This is a genomic window from Endozoicomonas elysicola (genome assembly GCF_000710775.1).
GTDB classification, from domain to species: domain Bacteria; phylum Pseudomonadota; class Gammaproteobacteria; order Pseudomonadales; family Endozoicomonadaceae; genus Endozoicomonas; species Endozoicomonas elysicola.
In genome coordinates this window covers 2,180,698-2,203,191 of record NZ_JOJP01000001.1, presented here as the reverse complement: position 1 = coordinate 2,203,191, position 22,494 = coordinate 2,180,698, and the positions used below count along the sequence as shown (strand labels likewise).

The 22,494-nt window shown below is 47.5% G+C and carries 12 protein-coding genes; 7 read left to right on the top strand and 5 right to left on the bottom strand.

Features of this window, described 5'->3' with window-relative positions:
* The first annotated feature begins 15 nt into the window (after window positions 1–15).
* The 3 genes from GV64_RS09365 to GV64_RS09355 are packed head-to-tail and all read left to right on the top strand — an operon-like array spanning window position 16 to window position 3,332.
* Window positions 16–1,506, top strand: coding sequence for a carboxypeptidase M32 (locus tag GV64_RS09365; protein ID WP_020585103.1), 1,491 nt, complete (start codon window positions 16–18; stop codon window positions 1,504–1,506).
* A gap of 39 nt (window positions 1,507–1,545) precedes the next feature.
* Entirely contained in the window at window positions 1,546–2,682 is a 1,137-nt protein-coding gene (locus GV64_RS09360; protein ID WP_081622234.1) for an AI-2E family transporter, read from the top strand.
* An 11-nt stretch (window positions 2,683–2,693) separates the two neighbouring features.
* A complete protein-coding gene (locus tag GV64_RS09355; RefSeq protein ID WP_020585105.1) occupies window positions 2,694–3,332 on the top strand; it encodes an NUDIX hydrolase in 639 nt (212 codons plus the stop codon).
* A gap of 77 nt (window positions 3,333–3,409) precedes the next feature.
* Here GV64_RS09355 and GV64_RS25235 read toward each other — a convergent pair whose 3' ends face one another.
* The 3 genes from GV64_RS25235 to GV64_RS09340 all read right to left on the bottom strand — a co-directional run bounded on the left by GV64_RS25235 (window position 3,410) and on the right by GV64_RS09340 (window position 9,034).
* Window positions 3,410–6,004, bottom strand: coding sequence for an autotransporter outer membrane beta-barrel domain-containing protein (locus tag GV64_RS25235; RefSeq protein ID WP_020585106.1), 2,595 nt, complete (start codon window positions 6,002–6,004; stop codon window positions 3,410–3,412).
* Window positions 6,005–6,492: 488 nt separating this feature from the next.
* Window positions 6,493–7,932, bottom strand: a complete 1,440-nt coding sequence (tldD, locus tag GV64_RS09345) for a metalloprotease TldD (protein ID WP_020585107.1) — start codon at window positions 7,930–7,932, stop codon at window positions 6,493–6,495.
* 493 nt (window positions 7,933–8,425) lie between these two features.
* Window positions 8,426–9,034, bottom strand: coding sequence for a TetR/AcrR family transcriptional regulator (locus GV64_RS09340; protein ID WP_020585109.1), 609 nt, complete (start codon window positions 9,032–9,034; stop codon window positions 8,426–8,428).
* A gap of 260 nt (window positions 9,035–9,294) precedes the next feature.
* Between GV64_RS09340 and GV64_RS09335 the strand changes: the two genes are divergently transcribed.
* The 3 genes from GV64_RS09335 to GV64_RS09325 all read left to right on the top strand — a co-directional run bounded on the left by GV64_RS09335 (window position 9,295) and on the right by GV64_RS09325 (window position 14,351).
* Complete coding sequence (locus tag GV64_RS09335; RefSeq protein ID WP_020585110.1) at window positions 9,295–10,392, top strand: efflux RND transporter periplasmic adaptor subunit; 1,098 nt, start codon at window positions 9,295–9,297, stop codon at window positions 10,390–10,392.
* A 3-nt stretch (window positions 10,393–10,395) separates the two neighbouring features.
* Window positions 10,396–13,446, top strand: a complete 3,051-nt coding sequence (locus GV64_RS09330) for an efflux RND transporter permease subunit (RefSeq protein ID WP_020585111.1) — start codon at window positions 10,396–10,398, stop codon at window positions 13,444–13,446.
* A 296-nt stretch (window positions 13,447–13,742) separates the two neighbouring features.
* Window positions 13,743–14,351, top strand: a complete 609-nt coding sequence (locus GV64_RS09325) for a YceI family protein (RefSeq protein ID WP_020585112.1) — start codon at window positions 13,743–13,745, stop codon at window positions 14,349–14,351.
* An 88-nt stretch (window positions 14,352–14,439) separates the two neighbouring features.
* Here the strand turns inward: GV64_RS09325 and GV64_RS09320 are convergent, their stop codons facing one another.
* Window positions 14,440–15,171, bottom strand: coding sequence for a hypothetical protein (locus GV64_RS09320; RefSeq protein ID WP_152553985.1), 732 nt, complete (start codon window positions 15,169–15,171; stop codon window positions 14,440–14,442).
* A 633-nt stretch (window positions 15,172–15,804) separates the two neighbouring features.
* Between GV64_RS09320 and GV64_RS09315 the strand changes: the two genes are divergently transcribed.
* The gene (locus GV64_RS09315) at window positions 15,805–17,448 is read left to right on the top strand and encodes a hypothetical protein (RefSeq protein WP_020585114.1); all 1,644 of its coding nucleotides are present in this window, start codon (window positions 15,805–15,807) and stop codon (window positions 17,446–17,448) included.
* An 876-nt stretch (window positions 17,449–18,324) separates the two neighbouring features.
* On the opposite strand, the gene GV64_RS09310 is transcribed toward GV64_RS09315, so the two are convergent.
* A complete protein-coding gene (locus GV64_RS09310; protein WP_020585116.1) occupies window positions 18,325–22,284 on the bottom strand; it encodes a YhdP family protein in 3,960 nt (1,319 codons plus the stop codon).
* Window positions 22,285–22,494 lie beyond the last annotated feature (210 nt).

The window sequence follows — 22,494 nt, the reverse complement described above, 5'->3', positions numbered from 1 at the left end:
TCTAAGAGTGATTTCATGAGTAGCGCCTATCAAAACTTGGTGAACCGATTCCAACAGATGTATCACCTGCAGCATCTTGGGGCAATTGCCGGCTGGGATCAGGCAGCCATGATGCCAGCCGGGGGGAATCAGGCTCGAGGTGCTGCATTGGCCGAGCTGAACGCTCTCCTGCACAAGCTGCTCACCGCTCCTGAAGTGGCGTCATGGCTGCAGGAAGCACAGCGTCAGGAAACCAGTGAGGAAACCATTCGATCCGTAGAAGAGATGGCTGTTGAATGGCTGCATGCCAGCGCCATTCCGGATGACCTGGTGAAAGCCAAAACCATTGCATCCACCCACTGTGAACATGCCTGGCGCAGCCAGCGTCCAGAGAATGACTGGGAAGGCTTTTCCAAAAACCTGAAAGAGGTCGTCAACCTCTCACGTCAGGAAGCTGGCGTTCGCGCGGAGAAAAGTAATACGAGCCCTTACAACGCACTTCTGGAGCTTTATGAACCCGGAGTGAACACTCAGGAACTTGACCTGCTGTTTGGCGACCTGAAAACCTGGCTGCCCGGTTTTATCCAGGAAGCCCAAGATCGTCAGGATTCAGTTACGATTATTGAGCCTGAAGGAACATTCCCAACGGAGAAACAAAAAGCCCTGGGACTGAAAGTAATGAAGCTGCTTGGCTTTGACTTCAATCATGGTCGTCTGGATGTCAGTACTCACCCGTTCTGCGGCGGTGTCAGTGAAGATGTTCGAATGACAACCCGCTATAGCGAAGATAACTTTGTTGAAGCGCTGATGGGCACCGTTCACGAAACAGGGCATGCTCGCTACAACCAGAGTCTACCAACGGATCGAGCGCTGCCTGTTTCGTCCTACCGGTCCATGGGTATCCACGAAGGGCAAAGTTTGTTCTTTGAAATGCAGCTGGGCCGCAGCCCGGCATTCCTGTCACTGATACAGCCCCTGATCGTTAAACATCTTTGCGATGGCAAGCAACCGCCTTATATGGCTCTGGATAATCTTGAAAAAATCTACACACAGGTTCGCCCCGGCTTTATTCGGGTTGATGCTGACGAAATCACCTACCCTGCCCATATTATTCTTCGCTATGAAATCGAGCGCGACCTGATTGAAGGGAGCATCGAAGTCGATGATATTCCTGAGCTCTGGCAGCAGAAAATGAAAGATTACCTGGGTCTGGATGTGGCGGGGGATCATAAAAATGGCTGCATGCAGGACATTCACTGGCCTATGGGGGCTTTTGGCTATTTCCCAAGTTACACGCTGGGCGCTATGGTGGCTGCACAGCTGTTTGCTGCCCAGAAAAAAGCAATGCCAGATATTGAGAAGCAAATTCAAAATGGCAGCCTGATGCCCATTTTTGACTGGCTGAAAACCAATATCTGGTCACAGGGACGAAAGTACTCCACTGCCGAGCTCATGACCAGAGCTACCGGAGAACCATTAACGGCCAGTTATTTCAAAAACCACCTTAAAGAAAGATACCTCGGCTAAACAAATAGCGTTTTTATCAATAGCACGCTCAAGTTAACTATGATGAAATCTACTGCTCTGGCAGTAAGCTTTCCAATTTTCATTGAGGTTAACCTGATGCGGGGCATCAAAACGACACATGTCCGTCATATATTTCAGGGGCTGGCGGCTCTGATCATTATCATGACGGGCATCAAGCTGGGCAGCACACTGGTCATACCACTGCTGCTGTCTGCACTGCTTGCCCTGTTGGCAAACCCGCTGGTTGACCTTCTGGCCCGGTTTAAAATCCCACGCATCCTTGGGATTATATTTACTTTGACGGCCTTTGTTATCTTCGCTCTGTTCTTTCTTGGCAATGTTGCCAGCACAGCTCAGGAATTTACCGCAGCCCTGCCCGGTTACCGTGAACAACTGACAGAGACTTTCAGAAACACACAGGTCTATCTCGCTGAGAAAAATATCCATGTTGACCTGAAAACGTTTACTGATTCCTTTGACCCATCGGCTCTGGTCAGCCTGCTGACCAATATGATTGGCAAACTCGGCAGCACCATGAGCTTTGCCCTGCTGATTTTGATCGCCACCATATTCATGCTGCTGGAAGCCCCTCTTCTGCCGGGTAAGCTGCGCATTGCACTATCATCCCCAGACCATGAATTACAGAGCATGCGCCGGTTTCTTCGATCCTTCAACCGCTATGTAGCCCTGAAAACGCTGATCAGTATGTTCACTGGTATGCTGGTCGGTGTAATGCTCTGGGCAAAAGGGGTCAACTTTTATGTTCTCTGGGGACTGGTAGCCTTTCTGTTCAACTTTATTCCTAATGTCGGCTCCATTGTTGCCGCCATTCCCGGCATCCTGCTCACCCTTCTGCAGTTCGGCTATACCGACGCCATGCTGATTATGGCCGGCTATCTGGCTATTAACGTCATGATCGGTAATATCATTGAGCCCAACGTGATGGGACAGGGGCTGGGCCTTTCTCCTCTGGTGGTTTTCCTGTCACTGATTTTCTGGGGTTGGCTGCTGGGGCCTGTGGGCATGATCCTGTCCGTTCCTCTCACCATGTTTTTAAAAATCATGATGGAATCTTCAAAACGATGGCGGAATGTAGCTATTCTGTTAGGGCCTGATGACAGTGCTGAGAAACCATTAGTACAAAGCGCTGAGCAACTCTCACAAGATAACAAATAGCGGAGCCTGCGATGGTTGATGATCTTGCCGTGATGAACCCCTGGACCGACTGGGCAGAAAAAATCAAAGCTATAGCCCAGAACGGGCTTACCTTTTCCAGGGATGAGTTTGACCTGGAGCGGTACCATCAGCTGCAAACCATTGCTCATGAGATGACAGCCCTGTTAACGGGTGCACCAATAGAAAAGGTAGATGATTACTTTTTACCTGACCACGGTTACGCCACACCCAAAGTGGATCTTCGTGGCGGTGTTTTCCTTGATGATCAAATACTGTTGGTGAAAGAACGTGCGGATGGGGGCTGGACTCTGCCTGGAGGCTGGGGAGATGTGTGCGAACCACCCGCTTATGGTGTTGAGCGGGAGGTTATGGAAGAGTCCGGATATACCGCTAAAGCCATAAAGCTGGTGGCACTGCGGGATACCCAAAGACACCCCTACTGCCCACGAAGCCCATACCATATTTATAAATTGATTTTTCTTTGTGAATTGACAGGGGGAGCCCCCAAAGAGAATATCGAAATCTCAGACATCGGCTTTTTTGATGTTGATGATTTACCAGAACTGTCCAGAGGTAGAACACTGCCAGAAGATATTCAGTTGTTATTTGAACACAGAAATAAGCCTGAGCTGCCAACTTACTTTGATTAGAGTGCCCAATAAAGCTGATAACAATGCAAAAAAAACGGTGCTATCAAGCACCGTTTTTTTTCACTTCAGACTTAGTATCAGAAAGTGTATTTCAATTTAACGTTTAAGTTATCTGAACTGAAACCACTCTTCATTACGCGGGTATACCCCATATTAACCGTGGTATTCTCACCACTGTCCATATCGACGCCAAGATAAGCCTCATAACTGGTTTTCTCAGGTGTGGTACTTTTAAGGGTGTAATCATTTCCAGCAAAAGTCACCTGATTATCCATAGAGTCTCCAACAAAATCGTGATAGACCATCACTGATGCTCGAGGCGTCATCATGCCTTTATCTGTTTCCCAGCTGGTGCTGACTGCACCACCAATACCGGCTTCGATTTTATGATAGTTGGTACTGCCAACCTGCTCAGTCAGGGTACCATCACCATTGCTCGCAGTATAACCATCCACCTTAACCATGCTCATGCGAACAGCCGCCATCGGTTCCAACATAAACCGGCCTCTTGGCATATACATTCCTGCAAGCGACTGTACCCCCACCTGCTCGGAGTGATATTTTGAGTTCATCTGTGCAGCACCGCTCAGCCTGCGACCTTTATGGTCTGATCCACCCAGAGTAAGACTGCTGTCAATATACATAGTGTCACGGCGCATAAAGTGATAGAGAGAACCCAGATAAGTAGTCACTTCATCACGCTGGTCACGACCATCAAAATCTATGTGGGAGTCACCATAACTGACGGCAAAGCCAAATGTCTGGCCGTCCATATCCCGATCGGCACCAAAGGTGAAGCCGGCAAGCGTACTTTCATAGCCAAGATTGCCCCCCCTGGCATCCTGATCCGCTTGACTGTAGAGCGCCTGAATCCATAGATTGTCACCAGTCTGTAGATCACCAAAACTGATGCCACGCAGACTGGCTCCTCTATTTCTGATGTTACTCATTGCAGCTGCAGTTGCATCACTTACCGTTAATGCGGCAGAGCCCGAATCATCCGGACGAATCTCATCCAGGTAGTCGTTCATCTCCGAAGTGCTGCCAGAATTATCGATAAGTGTTCCGTATACGCCTGTAACAACCTGCTCTTCCGCACTCAGAGTCTGGAAATCCGAGGCCAATGATTGAGTAGACTCAGTCGCTCCAGATCCATCAAGAACACTGTCCGCTGAAAGCACTTCAACATCCGCTGCAACCGATGCTCCTGCAAGGGTCAGGTTTGACAGGCTGATAAGAGCAGAGCCTGATGAAATGTTGTCCGTCGAAAATCCAGTAGCTGATAATGTGCCAGAAATTAATTCAATATTGGTCGCTGCACTGGCAGAGCTAACAAAAGCATCACTGCCGTTTACAACGATTTTTGAGTCAGCATCCAATGTGGCACTTGAAGATGCTGTCAACAAGGCACCTGCACCGGAGGTAGCAACGAGCTCCAAAGTTCCTCCCGAACCATCATAGGTGGCAACAGTTGAGCCTTCATTAATAGAGAGCGTACCGGAGTTAGTCACTGTTCCAGTGCTGGCCATAACGCCCAGTGTTGCTGTGCCAGTGTTAGTGAACGCATTGGCTCCCGCGGCAAAACTACCTGCATTGATGGTTCCGGCATTGCTGGAGGCTGCACCAATAGTAAGAGCGTTAGTAACATTGATCGTACCGGCAGCATTGTTCGTCAGCGCCGCAGATCCGGAGTTGATGGAATCAGCCGTGATTGAACCATCATTGGTAATACCAAGGGCGGTTAAAGCACCAGTGGCTGTAATCGTTCCGGCATTGGTTAGTAAGCCACCATCAACATCAATAATGGCACCACTGACAACACCTCCCGCATTGTTTGTCAGGGTGTTAGTCCCACCGTTAATATCCCCAGTAAATGTCCCTGAGTTGGTCAGCGTATTAGTTCCTGTTGCTTCCAAATCACCAGTAATGGTTCCGTTATTTGTAATGGTATAACTACCACTGTTCGATAAATCACCGGTAATAACGCCACTGGCTGCGTTGACTAACGTAACGGTCTGAGCACTATTAAAAGCATTATCAGAAGCTGTAATCGAGCCTGTATTGGTAATCTGACCAGTCCATTGGGCGGTGTTAAAAGCAGTTGCTGTCGTACTGTCTCCGACAGAACCATTGTTGACAATATTTCCTATGAACTGCCGACTCATACTGAAGGCCACACTGGACGCAATTACTGATGCACCAGTCCCAATGATAATATCCCCGGTGAAAGATCCGGCACTGGGCATAATGTTAAGGCCTGTACCTGAGCCCAGGATGCTACCATTTATAGTAATATCACTAGTAATATTGCTGGTACCCGTAACCTGCAGACCATCTCTTGTTGCCGCAGTGGTATTATCACTTTGCAGCGTACCATTGATTGAACCATCAACAGTAATGTCTAATTCATAGGCAGTGGATTCAGAGTCCACTGTCAAAGCAGGTCCACTTCCAGTGGCGTCTGTTGTAATAGCAACGTCAGAAGCAATACTGATAGAATTACCTGTAGCGACTTGCACATCTTCAGGATCAGAAACAGCACTGGCACGAACGAGCCCTCCATCATTTGCCTCAGTAATTGCTGTATCTGCTGAATAGGCTGGCAAAGCCATAATACCGGTCAGCACTCCACTAATAGCCAGGCTGAGAATCGACTTCCTGTATCCTTGCATGTGTTTTGTCCCTTAAGTCAACATTGAGCGCATTGAATTCAATTTGCAGCGTACTCAATCCCCTGTCGACCAAACAAACTCCGCACGATCTTTTCACGTCCTGTAAAAAGAAGCCCTGTGCGCGTAGGGGTGTAGCAAAGCCGAAAGGCTGCAGTGACTAGTGTTATCATCACTTAAAACAAATAATCAAGGGGTGTTAACAAAAAAGTTTTATCCTTTTCAGTGCATTATTTCCAGTCTGAAAGAAATACTCTGTAATTCTCGAGTTTGTGGGATTTCGTTGCTCTCACGCTTAACATGGAAATACAGATAGAGCGCACTGGATATGAAGTGTGAGGAGTAGCAGGTGCTCCCATGGAACACCACCGGAACGAGGAAGAAAAAGCGTAGGCTGGTAACCCGTCGGGTTGCCGACAAGAGGACAAGAGGCGCTGTCGGCAGTCCTTTCAGGATTACCGACTACGTAGCTCTGGTGAAAGGCGGGTAGTTCAGGCGGTTCCACCCACGGTGATTTCATCAATCTTCAATGTTGGTTGACCAACGCCCACCGGAACCGACTGACCATCTTTACCACAGATGCCAACGCCAGGATCCAGCTCAAGGTCATTGCCCACCATGGAAACCTTGTTCATCACATCTGGGCCGTTGCCAATCAGGGTTGCCCCTTTCACCGGCACCGTCTTCTTGCCATTTTCGATCAGCCAGGCCTCACTGGTGGAGAATACAAACTTACCGGAGGTGATATCAACCTGGCCACCGCCCATGTTTTCCACGTAGATGCCTTTCTTGACGCTGCTGATAATCTCTTCAGGGTCATGCTTGCCAGCCAGCATATAGGTGTTGGTCATTCTCGGCATTGGCAGATGTGAATAAGACTCCCGCCGCCCATTACCGGTAGGTGCAACCCCCATCAATCGGGCATTCAGCTTATCCTGCATATAACCTTTGAGAATACCGTTCTCAATCAATACGGTACTTTCTGTGGGTACACCTTCGTCGTCCATATTCATGGAACCACGACGACCTCCCAAGGTACCATCATCAACAATCGTGCAATGAGGTGAGGCTACCCGTTCTCCAATTCGCCCTGCATAAGATGAGGAGCCCTTGCGGTTAAAATCACCTTCCAAACCATGACCGACAGCTTCATGAAGCAGTACACCGGACCAACCAGAACTGAGCACCACGGGCATTGCACCCGCTGGAGCAGCGACAGCTTCAAGGTTAGTCATGGCTTGGCGAACGGCCTTTCTGGCATATTCAAGACCGGTATCATTCAACAGGAACTGTAGATAGTCGCCACGACCGCCACCGCCAGCTGAACCGCGCTCAATGCGTCCCTCTTTCTCAGCAATAACACTGACATTGAGACGAACCAGCGGTCGAATATCGGCGGCAAGGGTACCATCGGATGCTGCCACCAGCACCACTTCATGAACACCGGCAAGACTCACGGTTACTTGTTTGATACTTGGGTCAGCTTTGCGGGCTTCCTGATCCAGCTTCTTCAAAAGATCGACTTTATCTTCACTGGTTAAGGAATCCAGGGGGTTCGATGTTCCATACAGAGCCAATGGCTGGCTCCGTTGCCATGCCTGAACCTGCTTCTGCTGCCCAACCCTGGCAATGCTCCGGGCAGCGCCAGCAGCCTGTTCCAATGCCGGGAGAATAATTTCGTTGGAATAGGCAAAGCCAGTCTTCTCGCCACTCATGGCTCGAACACCAACACCACTGTCTACATTGAAACTGCCTTCCTTAACGATGCCATCTTCCAGCACCCAGGACTCATGGCGCATGGATTGAAAATAGAGGTCAGCAGCATCCACATTGTGACCCAGAATGGTATCCAGAATTCGGCTGAGTTCGCTGTCGCCGATATTGGCCGGGGTCAGCAGTTGGTCTCGGGCTGTTGTAATAATATCGGTCATAGATCTTGTCACCACTTTTGTCAGCAGCGTGGCTTCACACTGATTTATTCTTATTGCAAGCGTACTCTCGGAGAACGGGATAACTCAAGGAGTATTTGGTGTTTGCTTTAAAGTTTTTGGCCAGCAAGCCTGGCGTGCATTCGCTGAAAACAGCGAGGCAATTACATGCATTGGGTCTCCCTGTAAAAGGTTGATAAGCAATGTTTAAAATAGGCTGGATGGGATTTCTTGACTCTATCAATAATATACATAGCTTGCTTTTTCAGCGCTGACTTTTGCTCCGGTGTATACTTGCCAGCATCGTCAGCCTTGATGAAAATCATAACTATTTCTTTAATCTGAACGCTTCTTCCATTCCACACAATAACCGGGAATTTTTTTCAAGCGTTAATGGATGATCAATGCCCGGAACAATTTAATCTTTATTATTAATAAACCGAAGCTCTGGTAGAGAAAACATACTTAACCAGTGAGAGCCTGAAAACCGAGAGCTCTATTGTAGTTTGTTTTTTGCCTCACACGCTCCCAATACGGTAGTCACTACAACCTCAACCTTCTCTTCCAGCGTTTTGCCTTCCGGTACAGGCTCTCCTTTGATGACCTGCGGCCAGAACAACATTCCCTGAAAGAGACTGATGTATATATTGGTGATCACACCAAGATCAGCTTCATTCAACTGACCGGCCCCCATGGCCTCCTTGAACCATTGGGTCACGGCTTTTGTACTGTATAGCGTATTGATGAGGTTTTGCGCCATGTCCGGTTGACGGAGAAACTCCATCACGATGGTGCGTGACAGCGGAATGCCATAGGTTTGATAGAGAATTTCAACTTCTTTAAAAGTGATGGTTGTCAGTTGTGAATGAAGGCTAAGCTTCGAATCAAAGGGATAGCGTACTGCCTCATACGCCGAGGTCTGAATAATGGTCAGCACCGATTCAAACAACAGCTCCTTGCTTTCAAAGTGACGATAAAGCGTACGCTTGGACACTTCGGCTGCGGTACAAACTCTATCCATATTGGCAGCAAGAAAACCGTATTGGATAAACTCTTCTTTCGCCGCATCGATGATAGCTTGACGTTTTCGCTCAGAGCGTGTCACTGGTTCCTCTCCCTTTTATCACCTCATCCTGCGCATCCGCTTTATCAACTAATAACTTGAACGCCCCCGCTCCTGCACATTGCAGGAGTTAAGGGGCAAATAAAGCAACACACGAAGTACACTATAGAGTTTACATTTAATGAGCGCAAGCATAATATAAACTCATAAGTTTACTTTTGAGTTACTCAAAACGGACTTTCCAAAAAACCTTTCATTTTAACTGGTCACACCTGATCAGAATTTTTTAGAGACAGGTCACTATGTTGGCATCGATAAAAGTCACCAGACTGGCAGCTGGCATTGCTCTGGCATCGCTCCTTCTTGGAGGATGCGGTAAAGAAGACGCGGCACAAACCAAAACGGCGGTTATTCAGCCTGCTCTGACAGAACTTGTAACCAATACAGTCAGTGATGAGCTCAGTTTCAATGGTGTTGTACGTTCTGCCGAACGAGCCAATCTTGCCTTTCGTGTGGGAGGCCTGCTCACTGATATTCGAGTAAAAGAGGGTGACCACGTCAGACAGGGTGATCTGCTGGCCAGACTGGATGCCCGGGATGCGAAGACCGCTCTGGAATCTGCCGAACTGGAGCTTAAGAGCACTGGAGATGACTATACACGGGCAAAGGCCATTTTTGAGAAAAGCCGGGCTATTTCCAAGAGTGATCTGGATGCCATTACGACCCGTTACAACCTGGCCAGAAACCGTGTTGATGAAACAAAACGACAGTTTGAATACACCGAACTGAGAGCACCTTTTGACGGTATTATTGGTCGCAAGTTTGTCGATAACCATATCCAGATCCAGGCCAACAGCCCGGTTCTTGTTCTTCATGACCTGAGCGACCTGGAAGTCGTCATCAATCTCCCCCATAAGGTCATGCTTTCCGGGCTGCACCAAACCGCCGCCAATGCCGAGTTATCAGCCATACCTGGCCAATTATTCCCACTGGCTCTGCGTACCTATGCCACAGAGGCGGACCCTATGTCCCAGACTTATCCGGTCGTCATGGGTTTTGAGGATTTGAAAGGTTTCCGTGTTCTGCCAGGTATGGCAGTTAAAGTAATCGCTGCCAGCACCCAGTCAAAAGGCAACATCGGACCATCGAATATCACTGTACCCCTGACCGCAATTATTCCTGATAACCAGGGGAAACAGTTTGTCTGGGTGGTTAACAGTGACAACAAGGTAGAAAAGCGCTTCGTAGAAGTCGGCAGTCTGAGCAAAAACCGCATTACTATCAAAAAACACCTGTCTCTTGGGGAGCGCGTGATCACCGCAGGTGTATCCAGCCTTAAAGAGGGTATGGAAGTTCGTCCATACAGCGACGACTCTCTTCAGAAAAACGCTGGAGCCTGATGCATGGATATTGCACGTTATACCATCGCAAAGCGAACCAGCGTCTGGGTCATTATTGCCCTGACCCTGATTGGCGGCTATATCAGCTACCTGAAACTGGGTCGTTTTGAAGATCCGGAATTCGTGATTCGTCAAGCGGTTATTAATACCCCTTACTACGGAGCCACAGCCCAGGAAGTCTCTGATGAAGTCACGGATTTGATCGAAGGCGCTGTTCAATCGCTTCAGGAGTTAAAGGAGGTAAAATCCGTCTCCAAACAGGGCATGTCGGAAGTGACCGTTGAAATTCAGCTGGAGTTCGCCAAAAGCTCTGCGGATTTACAACAGGTCTGGGACAAACTGCGTCGAAAAATCAGTGATGTCCAACGACAACTGCCACCGGGGGCTGGCCCTTCCATTGTTAACGATGATTTCTCGGATGTGTATGCGCTCTTTTTTGCAGTAACCGGTGAAGGGTTCACCGATAAACAGCTGCAGGACTATGTAGACACACTGCGTCGTGAGCTGGTACTGGTGCCGGGTGTTGCCAAAACGGCCACACTAGCCGAACAGCAGGAGACCATTTTTGTCGAGATTTCCAGTGAACGTATGGCCAAATTTGGCCTGTCTGCCGAGCAGGTTCTTCAAGTACTGCAAAAGCAAAATCTGGTGACCGTTGCTGGCAGTATTGAAACCAATTCCATGCGTATTCCGGTGATCCCCGACGCCAGCGTGCACTCATTTGATGATCTGAAAAATCTGCAGGTGGGCGTTGGTGAGAACAGTACCGTGCTGCGCCTGGGTGATATTGCTGACCTGAAGCGTGGCTATCAGGAACCGGCATCCATGCTGATGCGTTATAACGGTGAACGGGCCATCGGTTTTGGTATTTCCAATGTCACCGGCGGTAATGTGGTGGATATGGGTGATGCGGTTAAAGCCCGAATTGCCGAACTGGAAAGCCAGCGCCCCCTGGGTATGGAGCTGCATGTAATTTCCATGCAATCCGATTCCGTACGCGCATCAGTGGCCAACTTTATCGATAACCTGATTGCTGCCGTTGCCATTGTCTTTGTCGTACTGCTGTTGTTTATGGGGGTGCGCTCCGGCGTCATTATTGGCTTTGTGTTACTGCTGACCGTGGCGGGTACACTGTGCATTATGCTGGTTGAAGATATCGCCATGCAGCGTATCTCCCTCGGGGCACTGATCATTGCCCTCGGCATGCTGGTGGACAATGCCATTGTGGTCACCGACGGTATTCTGGTGCGTCTGCAGAAAAACCCCGATGAAGACCGTGCAGCCCTGGCGTCAGAGATCGTAAAATCTACCCAGTGGCCTCTGCTGGGCGGTACCGTTGTGGGCATCTGCGCCTTCAGCGCCATTGGTCTTTCTCCATCCGATATGGGGGAATACGCCGGCTCACTGTTCTGGGTAATTCTCTATTCCATGCTCCTCAGCTGGGTATTTGCGGTCACGGTAACCCCGATGCTCTGCCATGACTTTCTAAAAGTAAAAGCCATAGCGGCTGACCAGAAACCGGGCCGAATGGTAACGGCTTATAAAGCACTGTTAATGTGGGTACTTAAACATCGTCTGATAAGCTCAGCGCTACTTATGGGCACATTGGCGGTAGCTATCTGGGGAGTACAGTTTGTACCTCCGGGGTTTATGCCCGATTCACAGCGCCCACAATTTGTCGTTGATGTTTACCTGCCACAGGGCTCCGATATCACGCGTACTGAGGCAATCATTGCCGATGTCGAGCAGGATGTAAAAGCCAAAGAAGGCATCACCAATATCGCCAGTTTTATTGGCGGTGGTGGTCTGCGCTTTATGCTGACCTATTCACCGGAGGCCAGAAACCCAAGTTATGGCCAGCTGCTGATCGACATTGACGACTACACCAGAATTGCCCCACTGATCGGCGAACTGCAGAGCGAGCTGGCCAGCAAATATCCCGATGCGTCCATCAAAGTCTGGAAATTCATGCTGGGCCGGGGTGGTGGCAAGAAAATCGAAGCCGGTTTCAAAGGCCCGGACAGTCAGGTACTGCGCCAGCTGGCGGAACAGGCCAAGGCCATTATGTTAAGCGACAGCAACCTGATCGCAGTACAAGACGACTGGCGTCAACAGGTGCCTGTACTCCGACCGGTTTATTCCGCTGAAGAGGCGCAACGGTTTGGTCTGACCACACCAGAGATCAACCAGGCCATCGCCCAAACGCTGACCGGGCGAAATGTGGGTGTTTACCGGGAGGGGGATGACTTAATTCCCATTGTGGTTCGTGCCCCTGAAGGTGAACGCAATCATCAACGAGCCATCGAAAACACAGAAGTATTCAGCCCGAAAGCGAATACCTTTATTCCGGTAAGCCAGTTGGTGGAATCGGTGGATGTGGTTTATCAGGATGCCATTCTGCGCCGTATCGACCGAGTGCCCACCATTCTGGTACAGGCTGATCCGGCGCCCGGTGTATTGACGGCAGATGCCTTCAATCTCTTGCGCAGCAAAATCGAAGCCATTGAAATGCCGCCTGGCTATGAGCTGACCTGGTATGGAGAATTTAAAGCATCAAAAGACGCCAACGAAGGTCTGGTAATTTCTGCGCCTTATGGTTTTGCGGCGATGATCCTGTCGGTGATCTTTATGTTTAACGCCCTTCGCCAGCCTCTGGTGATCTGGCTGACAACACCACTGGCACTGGTGGGTGTCGCTGCTGGTCTGGTGATCTTCCAGACACCCTTTGAGTTTATGGCGATTCTTGGCTTCTTAAGCCTGATCGGCATGATGGTGAAGAATGCAATTGTTCTGGTGGATCAGGCCGATGTGGAAATCAGAGATGGCAAGCCGCCATATCACGCCATTATTGACGCAGCCCTCAGCCGTGCCCGCCCCGTGTTACTGGGCGCTCTGACCACCATACTGGGTGTGGCCCCGCTGTTGATAGACCCGTTTTTCAAAAGCATGGCGGTGACCATTATGTTTGGTCTTCTGTTTGCCACCATCCTGACGCTGGTGGTCATTCCACTGTTTTATGCGGTCTTTTTCCGGGTGAAAATTGAAGAGGCTTAAGTCACTGCCTGCCTCTGAATCATTGATTCGCCAGGAGGGTCAGACCAAGCTTCGGTGATGTTTTTTGAACCACAGAGATCACAAAGCGCACAAAGGAAAAGAAAGCCCTTCTTCGTGTACTTTGTGATCTCTGTGGTTCAATCGTTATCTGATGACACTGGCAATAAATACTTCATATCCCCCCAGAATATCGATGTTTTTTCAACAATCATCCATTCTAACGTTGTAATATCCACAACACTCCCTTTAGGATTCAACCTCGATTTATAAAAATAAAGCTAACTCAGGGAAGTTCTATGCGGTTTAACACGCTTTTGAAAGTACTGACACTTTTCGGTCTGGTCATTTTTGGCAATGCCCAGGCACAATGGAGTCTCGATAAGAGCCAGTCAGAACTGTATTTCACCTTTATCAAAGCAGCCCAGATTGGCACGGTGGGTCATTTTGAATCATTTGATGCCAATGTCACCGATGATGGAAAAGCAAAGCTGACCATTGACCTTGCCAGCCTGAGCACAGGGATTGATAAACGAGACAACCGGCTCAGGAATATCTTTTTTGATACGTCGAAGTACCCTACCGCTGATGTTGAAATCAGCCTGAGTAAAGATATTTATAAACGCCTGAGCGTGGGTGCAACTGAAAAAGTGCGGGTCTCAGCCAAAGTTAAACTGCATGGTAAAACCAAGCGATTCCGTGAGTTCATAAATGTCACCCTGCTTGATAAGAAAACCGTTGAAGTAGCCACCGCCAAACCCATACTGCTGGATGTCAGTGACTATGGACTGATGCCTGGTATTCAGAAATTGATCGATCTGGCAGGTGTGAAGAGCATCTCTCAATCCGTACCAGTGACTTTCAGACTGCGTTTCGACGGTACAGAAGCAAATCAGCCGGAATCCTGATTCTACAACCCCCATGCAAGTCATGGGGAAGTCAGAAAGGTTATTACTGCTGATAGGATGTAAGCCATGGAAGGTAGCTTATCTCCATTCATCCCCCCTGTGACAGGCTTCCTTGTTGCCTCCGGACTTCAACAATTTTATTCATAACCTTTTTATGGGTGAGTAGCCCAAAATGACCCGATGTATCAATGACAACAGAGGGACAGACACACTCATCCTCAATATAATAACAATCTTCTTTGTCTTCGATTTCATATGGATCACAGCCTCCATGGAAAGTTACTATTTGCCCCTGACACTTCTCTATTCCATTTTTTAACTCATTCTGAATTGGAAGACGTGAATGACTCATAAGGAAACAGTTTCGAACCTTTATATTGTCCGGCAGCTTTGGTATGACTTCCAGAACAGTCCTCACCCCCCATGACTGACCAGCCAGGTCCACTGTTACCGAACCTAACTCAGGGCTGGAGTTAGCAGCCTTCGCAACATCTTTGATCCTTTCCAGCAAGACATCAGCTCGTTTGGCTCGATCCTCAGGCATATTAACGGTGAACCCCGGGCCAGCATCATTTTCCTTCAATGCTTTACCAAGGTGTGTCCAGACACCCTGATTCGACGCATCACCATGCGCCATAATGAGAGGAACCTCATGTCGTCGGATGGTTCTACTATTTAGCTCATAGCTGGTAAATGTTTCTTTCCTCCCTTTTATTAATGGAATAATCAGTTTTAACGCTTCAATAGGTTCACTGAGGGTATATCCCAAAGCCCAATGAATTTTAAACGCAAGATAAGCAACACATTTTTTTATTGCCACATAAGCACGTGTAAAAATACTTTTTTCACACGGTTTATTTCCAAGCTCAGAACCATTTTCATAATTAGACTCTTTTTTAAAATTCAGAACCCGATCTGACTGAGCTACTTTGGAAAATCTGTCATTTGAGCCTAATTCACAAACATTTGAATCATGCTCATAAGTTGAATACAGCAATCCTGAGGAGTACATTCCTGAGACAGGCTCCATAAAACCTCCTTATTTTTTTATCTAATAAAATATTTAATATTGATTATTATTTACGATTAAAGTTCCTAAAAAAAACCTTTAAACAATATTGAGAGAGAAAATCGCTTTCCATGCTGTATAAAAAGCACCATTGGTTGAACAAAAGCAATCAATCACCTAAACATCTGATTAAGCAACGGGGAAAGATCATCATAATCACTTTCTGAACATCGAACTCACATTAATCAGCAAACTCATCAGCTCAAATTCAAGGGCAGGCCTTGAATCATGTATAAAATCTCAATCAACGAACTGGATCAACTACTCTCAATCCTACTAAGGTCGAGAAACTTCTGGAAAAAATTGAACTTTTTGAGTTTGTTGAACTCAACAGTTTAGTGCGCACATTAATTTAAAAGCATTTCAAGGAGGTTTAACAGCATTATGGACAGTATTAACTCAGGCTCAGCCATTCCGGATTCATTTTTTCATACGTGCAAGACTACTTTACCCAAATCTGAGGAAAGCAGTGCTACCCCTTCTCGCTGGACTAAAGCTGATACTTCAGTTCATTTTTTATCACAGAGCCCAGGCTGTGCCTCACTTAATGACAGTGCCGGAAAAAAAAGAAAGATTGAAGTTAGCGATACCAACGCTTCCATGCTGGAGGTGCAGAGCGAACATAGCAACGCGATGACTCAAGAACTTATGCTAAAAGTTGAAGAGCAGGACAAATTAATAGCAGAGCTTCAAAAAGATAATATGGTGCAACGCGAATATTATGAGATGCAACATCAAGCATTGATGCAACAGCAAGCATTGATGCAACAAGAATTAATAAAAAGAATGGAAGCACTGGAAAAAATTAATGATAAATCAGAATCAGTGCAACAGCAGACAACAAGTAGTTTAGAAGATCAAACCGTAGCTACTGCACAAAAAGGCAGGTCAGAAATTCAAACGCCCGTAGTTCAAGAAAGTGAGAGAATGCAACTTGAGAATCTCCGAGCGGAAAAATTAAACGCTAAATCTGGGTCAATGTTACAACAACAGACAACAAGCAGTTTAGAAAATCAATCCGTAGCTGCTTTACAAGAAGACAGGCCAGAAGCTGTGAATAAAACATTAAAGTATTTTATTCCAGAAAAAGTTATTGCAAATGGCATACAAAAAGAATTAGTTCAGGAGGTTATCAAACAACTTCGCACACAAATACCTGGGTGCGTTTTTGAAGAATCTGGAGATTCAAGCTCTGATAGTCTAGCTATTATTCCTTTGTACGCTAACGATAGTAAGGATCTTTCAAAACAAATTCGCTGTGCTGTTAGTCAAAGTCCTGATTCTAAATCATTGATTCTTGTTCTTCATTCAAAGGCAGAACATGTTCGCGATCCATTTGACACATACAAGAACTTAACTGATAAAAGTTCTCCCGGTCCTGGGTCTATGGGTGTAGTTGATCTCCGATTTTGGCAAGGTGAAGTTTATGATTGTGTTTTAAATAACAAGAGCATGAAAACAGTTTCAGACGTTGTTAAAGAAAAAATCACTGATAAGGATCCTCAAGATGGAGCAGTTGGAGGAGGCTCTTCATCCGAGGTACAAAATATTGCGGATATTCCAACTGACAATAACAGGCCAATTACTCTCTATATCCCCCCATGTAGTCATGAGGATGAACGAATCACTCCAGTAATGGATCAATTACTTAATAAACTCCAGGAATCCTTTCCAAACCTCGCATTTAAAGTAGCTAATCCTGGAGCCCCTAGTACTCAAAATGGATTGTTTCTTCTTCCATGTATTGCAGCCTCACGCGTTGGATCAGACTTGCAAGCCGCTTATACAAAAGCAGGTACTACGAAATTTAGTAATCCAATAATGACTCTGATTTTTAATCATCTAGCGCCACATATGTGTCGAATACACACAGCTACAAAGGATAGATTAGGTGATCGTGATTTAGTAGATAGAGCAACTGCAGGCATGATTGACTTGGTTTTTTGGAATGGCTCAATGTATGAATGCGAAGCAAATACTAAAGCTGTAGCTCATATAACGAATCACCTCAAATCACAGAAGATATAAACCTTCTGGCAAATCGAAAAATGGTGAAAAATCGTGGTGTGTAAACACCACCAAAAAAACTTGGTTATGTATGGCCTGGAGACTGTAGATAGAACTGTGTTTCTGCCTATCTTCAAACCCAATGTGGTTGAGGTAGGCAGACATGGATACCAGACAACTTGAAGCTTTTGCTAAAGAAGCTTTCCAATCCATCAAATCCGAGTAATCTTGACGACTTCGCTACAACGAACAGGTGCTTTCCAAGGTGGCTATTGAAACAGCTTTAAACACTGAGCGTGAGAAACACCTGGGTTACGAAAACACTCCATGAGTCCCTCTTAAAACCGCCTTAACGTTAAGATGCTTCCAGCAAATAGACGATGCCAATCATAAGCTGGAAAGTGGCCATAAGCAAAGTTCCGACTCTGTTTGAAGACAGCTTAGTCAGCTATATTGGCTGAGGCAGAAGTACACTTAGATTTACAATCTATGGACCGCCCGTCCCAGGATATAAAGATCAATTTTCCTTAATGGCTAAAAAGTAATACTCCCCCCTTCCTTGATAGAGAGTCCGGCCTTGGGATGAGGCCATATTCACCTCTAGCCCTGATGAAATCCGCACAGGTCTTCGATCTCTAAGCCCACTAAGCTCGATCAGGTTTAAGCATCTGCTCCCTGCTTTCATGGGTTAACAATCAGAACCATATAGATCGCAAGGATCATGAAGAAGCGCTCTTCTTCTCCTTTGTGCTCTCTGTGGTTCAAAAAAATCCCCACAGCATGGTAACGCTCCCAGAGTAGAACAATGGGGGCAGAAAAAAGTTTGGTTGATTATTAATACCCCGCCTAAAAGCAAAGGGGATCTCCTTCCCCCTTCGTTAATATGAAATATTCAGGCTAAGGACTACTGCCTGTTTTCTTTCCCTGATTTTTCCGAGGCTTATTGGAAAACAGCTTATCCAGTGTCATTTTAGGGTCATCAAAAGACCCTTTAATCCGATAGCGAATACTCGCCAGCTGATCCACCTGTTTGCCCACGAGCTTGTCGGCAATATAGATAATCCCAGCCACCTGAGGCGCTGTTCCTAAAAGAACACTGAGAATGGGCAGATTAGACGAGACCGGCAGAGTAACTACCAGGCTCAAATCCAGTTCTTCACGATTGGTATCGATAGTGCCGTCCAGTTTGAAATCAGACGAAGGACCTTCAATCACCATGGGTGAATCAAAGGTTATAACACCTTGGTTAAAATTCAGGCTCCCCCGAATCTGGTCAAAGCTAATACCGGATGAATAAAGGTCGGAAAAATCCAGCTGGATTCTGCGTGCCAGCGCTTCAGTATTAAAAATACCAAACACTTTCAGCGCTCCAGAGGAGCTGCTATCCACCTTCCGCAACCGCCCTTTTTTCAGCAGGAGGTCAACCCGACCTTTCATGGTAGCAATTTCACCTCCGATCGGTGACCCTTCCCAGTTGAGGCTGGCATCAAAGCGACTCTCTTTTGCTTCAAGAAAGCCTGAAAAACCAAGAGCCTTTTGAAGATCTTTTATACCGGAGCCCTTTAATGTTCCCTGAACCCAGCTACGCTGCTCACCATCCATCTGTACCCAGTCCGCCAGGCCTGAGAGAGAGACACCCGACAGTTCACCAGTAATATTATCAACCTTAACGCCATTCGGAGCATGGCGAAGCTTGAAGCCAATACTTGCCGGTGCCCGGCTCCCCACCTGAATACGGCTGATGTTCACATCAAGATTGGGCAACGTTGCCGGATTCACGTCCGCAAGGCTATCAACAGGCTCTTTACTTCCTTTGTCAGGCGGCACTTCTTTCGAGTCGGATTCAGGCAGATAAACGTGATCAACAGTCAGCTTCCAGGGGGTTACCCGCTGCTCTGGGATCCATAAATCACCTCTTAGTTTCTGCCCATCAACACTCAGCTTCATCCCTTTTCTTTCAAGTTGAGTCTCTTTCTGCTGAGCCTGCTGCTGAAGCGAGACTGAAACATCCGGCCATTGATATTCACCATACTTCAATAAGCCAATACGAACATTGTCGACTTCTATACGTGAAGCCAGCTGTTGCTCACCGGGCTTACCAGGCTGCCCCTCAAAACGTTCCTTCCATGGATCAATATCCAGAACCGGTAAGTTCCCCGTCACTAGAAACGTATTGCTGTCAGCTCTCTGCCAATCTACCGATTTTTGATGGGCTGACGGGTCATCCCCAAGGGTAATCAAGGCAGACTCCGGGGCAAATTCTGGCGTCATTTTCATCTCCAGTCTGCCCAGATTGGCCAGAGAAACATTCAACAACTCATGTCCCTCTTTTTTAACCAGGGAAAGATCAAGAGGGAGTGGCGTATCAGCCGTTTTACCGATGGGATCCGGTAATTCAACTTCAACCCCGAGCAGTTCACTGTCCACTCTGAGTTCGGTGCTCCCTTGATCCAGCCCGAGTGATAATCGGGCACGATAATCAGTTTCACCTTCCAGCAAACTAAGCCAGTCCAGCTTCAACCAGTCCTGAAGGGAAGGAACAGATATTCTGCCACTCCAGTCTATATCGGTGGTCACGGGCTGCTGATTCACAACCGCAGAACGAATCTGGAAGTTAGCTGGCTGACCAAAGAACCTGCCGGACAGTTGTTTCGCAAATAGACCGCGCTCAGTGCTGAACGATAAATCGCCATCAATGCCATTCACATCAATATTGAGGTCTGGAATAGCGAACCGGAAGTCATTAACGGCTGACCGAATATCCACTGCTGAACGGTCCAGATCATCAAGAGGAAGTGTCAAATTAAGCCCCGCATTCAACCCACCATCCAGCTGCCACTTTCTGGCCTCCCCTTCCATCCAGTCATTAATCGGTGTTTGCGTAAGAAAGTATTTGAGTGTTTCACCATCAGCATTCAGGTGGCTGCTGATTTTGAGAATCGACTCCCCTGTCAAGGGAACGCTGGCCACAATATTATCTAGCCTGCCACCGGCTGATTCAGCACTTTCAGCCAGCACTTCAACCCGGTCATCATTAACATAAACCTGCCCTTTCAATGCGGTAATGACAGGCCAGTCTGGCTCGTAATCCAGTTCTCCATTACTGATATCAAAAAACAGTCCCCAGCGGGAATCCTGAGAGCCATCACCAGAACTGCCTCCTCCAACCTCGTCGCCACCAACAAGGGCACCGTTGTATATAAAGCCCCCACCAGAAATATCGGCTTTGCGAATCGCCGTATCCAGCCAGTGAGTCAGATCACTGTCCATAGGCATCAGAGCCGGCAGATATTTCCCAGTATATCGAGCATCACCATTACTCATGCCGACGGTAAGCGCCATATCCAGACTTTCACCTTCGTTCCACAGTAATGGGACATCCAGCCTTAATTTACCCTTTAAATCCCCTTCAGGTCCTTTCAGGGCAAGATCATCAGACCTCAGAATATAAAAGTCGTCGATAACGTCCCAATAAAGTCGAGCCCGGGCCGTATCGAATGTCCATGTTTCGCGAAACAGTTCAGGAAAACCCAGCTGGAACTGATGGGTATCAAGATCCAGATACCCCTGTAACAGGTTCATCCTTAATTGACCACTGACATTGCCTCCCGAGGGCGCCCCCTCCCAGGCATCAACGGACACATTATCCAGGCGCGCACTCAAATCAAAATCAAAGGGTTTTCGGGAAGGGAAAAGGCGAATGGCAAGATCATTCAACTGACCTTTGGGGTTCAGGGTCTGTATCAGATCAGCTACCGGTTTTGGTAATGCATCAGTATCCAGAACCCAACGCTTAAGAAGGTCAAGGTTCAGTGTTTCTGTCGCAGCAGTAATCGTATACTCATCGGTTCGACCACCGGTCAGATACCAACTGCTTTCCCACTGATAGTTAGCACCGTTATGCAAGCGATTTTCCAACTGCAGATCATTCAACCAGATCTGCCAGCTGGACTCTCTCTCTCCCTGGATAAACAGCTGCGACTGCCCTGAGAGATGGCTCAGGTTGCCAGAGTTATCAACATAAGCCACATCCGGAGACGCAACACGCCCCTGCACCTGCCAGTGTTCATTGTCGTAGTGCCACTGGGTATCGAACTCAACCATGGCAACCAGCACATCATCATAACAACCCGCCCATAACGCACAGAGCTGTTCAGCATTAAGGTCACTGGCTTTCGCGATACCCTGCCACTGTGAAAATAAGCCTCGACTGGAGGTGCCATTACCTTCAATTTCAAAGTAACCACCGCCAACTTCAAGCCTGGCGGACAACTCTTTTCGATTATCATCCGTCAGAACCGTCAGGTAACGGCCATTAATATCACTGCTTTCGCCATTGGCCTTCCTCAGATTCAGTCGAATATTGTGGATATCAACCATCTGCTGAAGAGACAGCCACTCCAGTAAGGAGCCTTTACGGTATTCCGGAGTTTGTAATGATGAGCCGGCAATCTGCTGGATGCCCGAGAGGGTCCATCGGGCACCATCACCCTGCACCAGGTCAATATTCACACCTTTGACTTCCAGAGCCGTAAATACCGGTGCCCAGTGAAGTAATGACTCCCTTAGGCTCAGTTCCATATCCAGCTGCTCAATGCTGAAGCCGGTAACGTCCGCCTCTTTTCCCTTAAGTGTCAGACCTCGCAGAGACAGCCATGGCTCACCGCCATTCCATTTAGCCGTCATGGACTCAACCTGAAGGTCAGCATTTAAACGACCACTGAGAAAACGGGAAAATTCAGGTTGTAAGACAGGCAATGCACTGAACATCAAGCGCCCAAAAGCAACCATAACCACCAGAATGCTCAGTCCTGTAATCAGAAGTCTCCAGCTCCACTTCATCAAACTGTTGAGCATAGATATGCCACCAGACTGAGTCTTTACACCCTCTGGATTCCGTTTGAGCGGAGTAGTCCGCTTAAGGCTGTTTAAAATCCGCTTCAACAACCGTGGCCCTGCCCTGACAAACCATCAACCTGCCCAGAATCAGACTGGCCCAAAACAACAATAACTATCAATGAAACCTCAACCCCAGCTCAATAATATTCATGACAAAATAAACAGTAT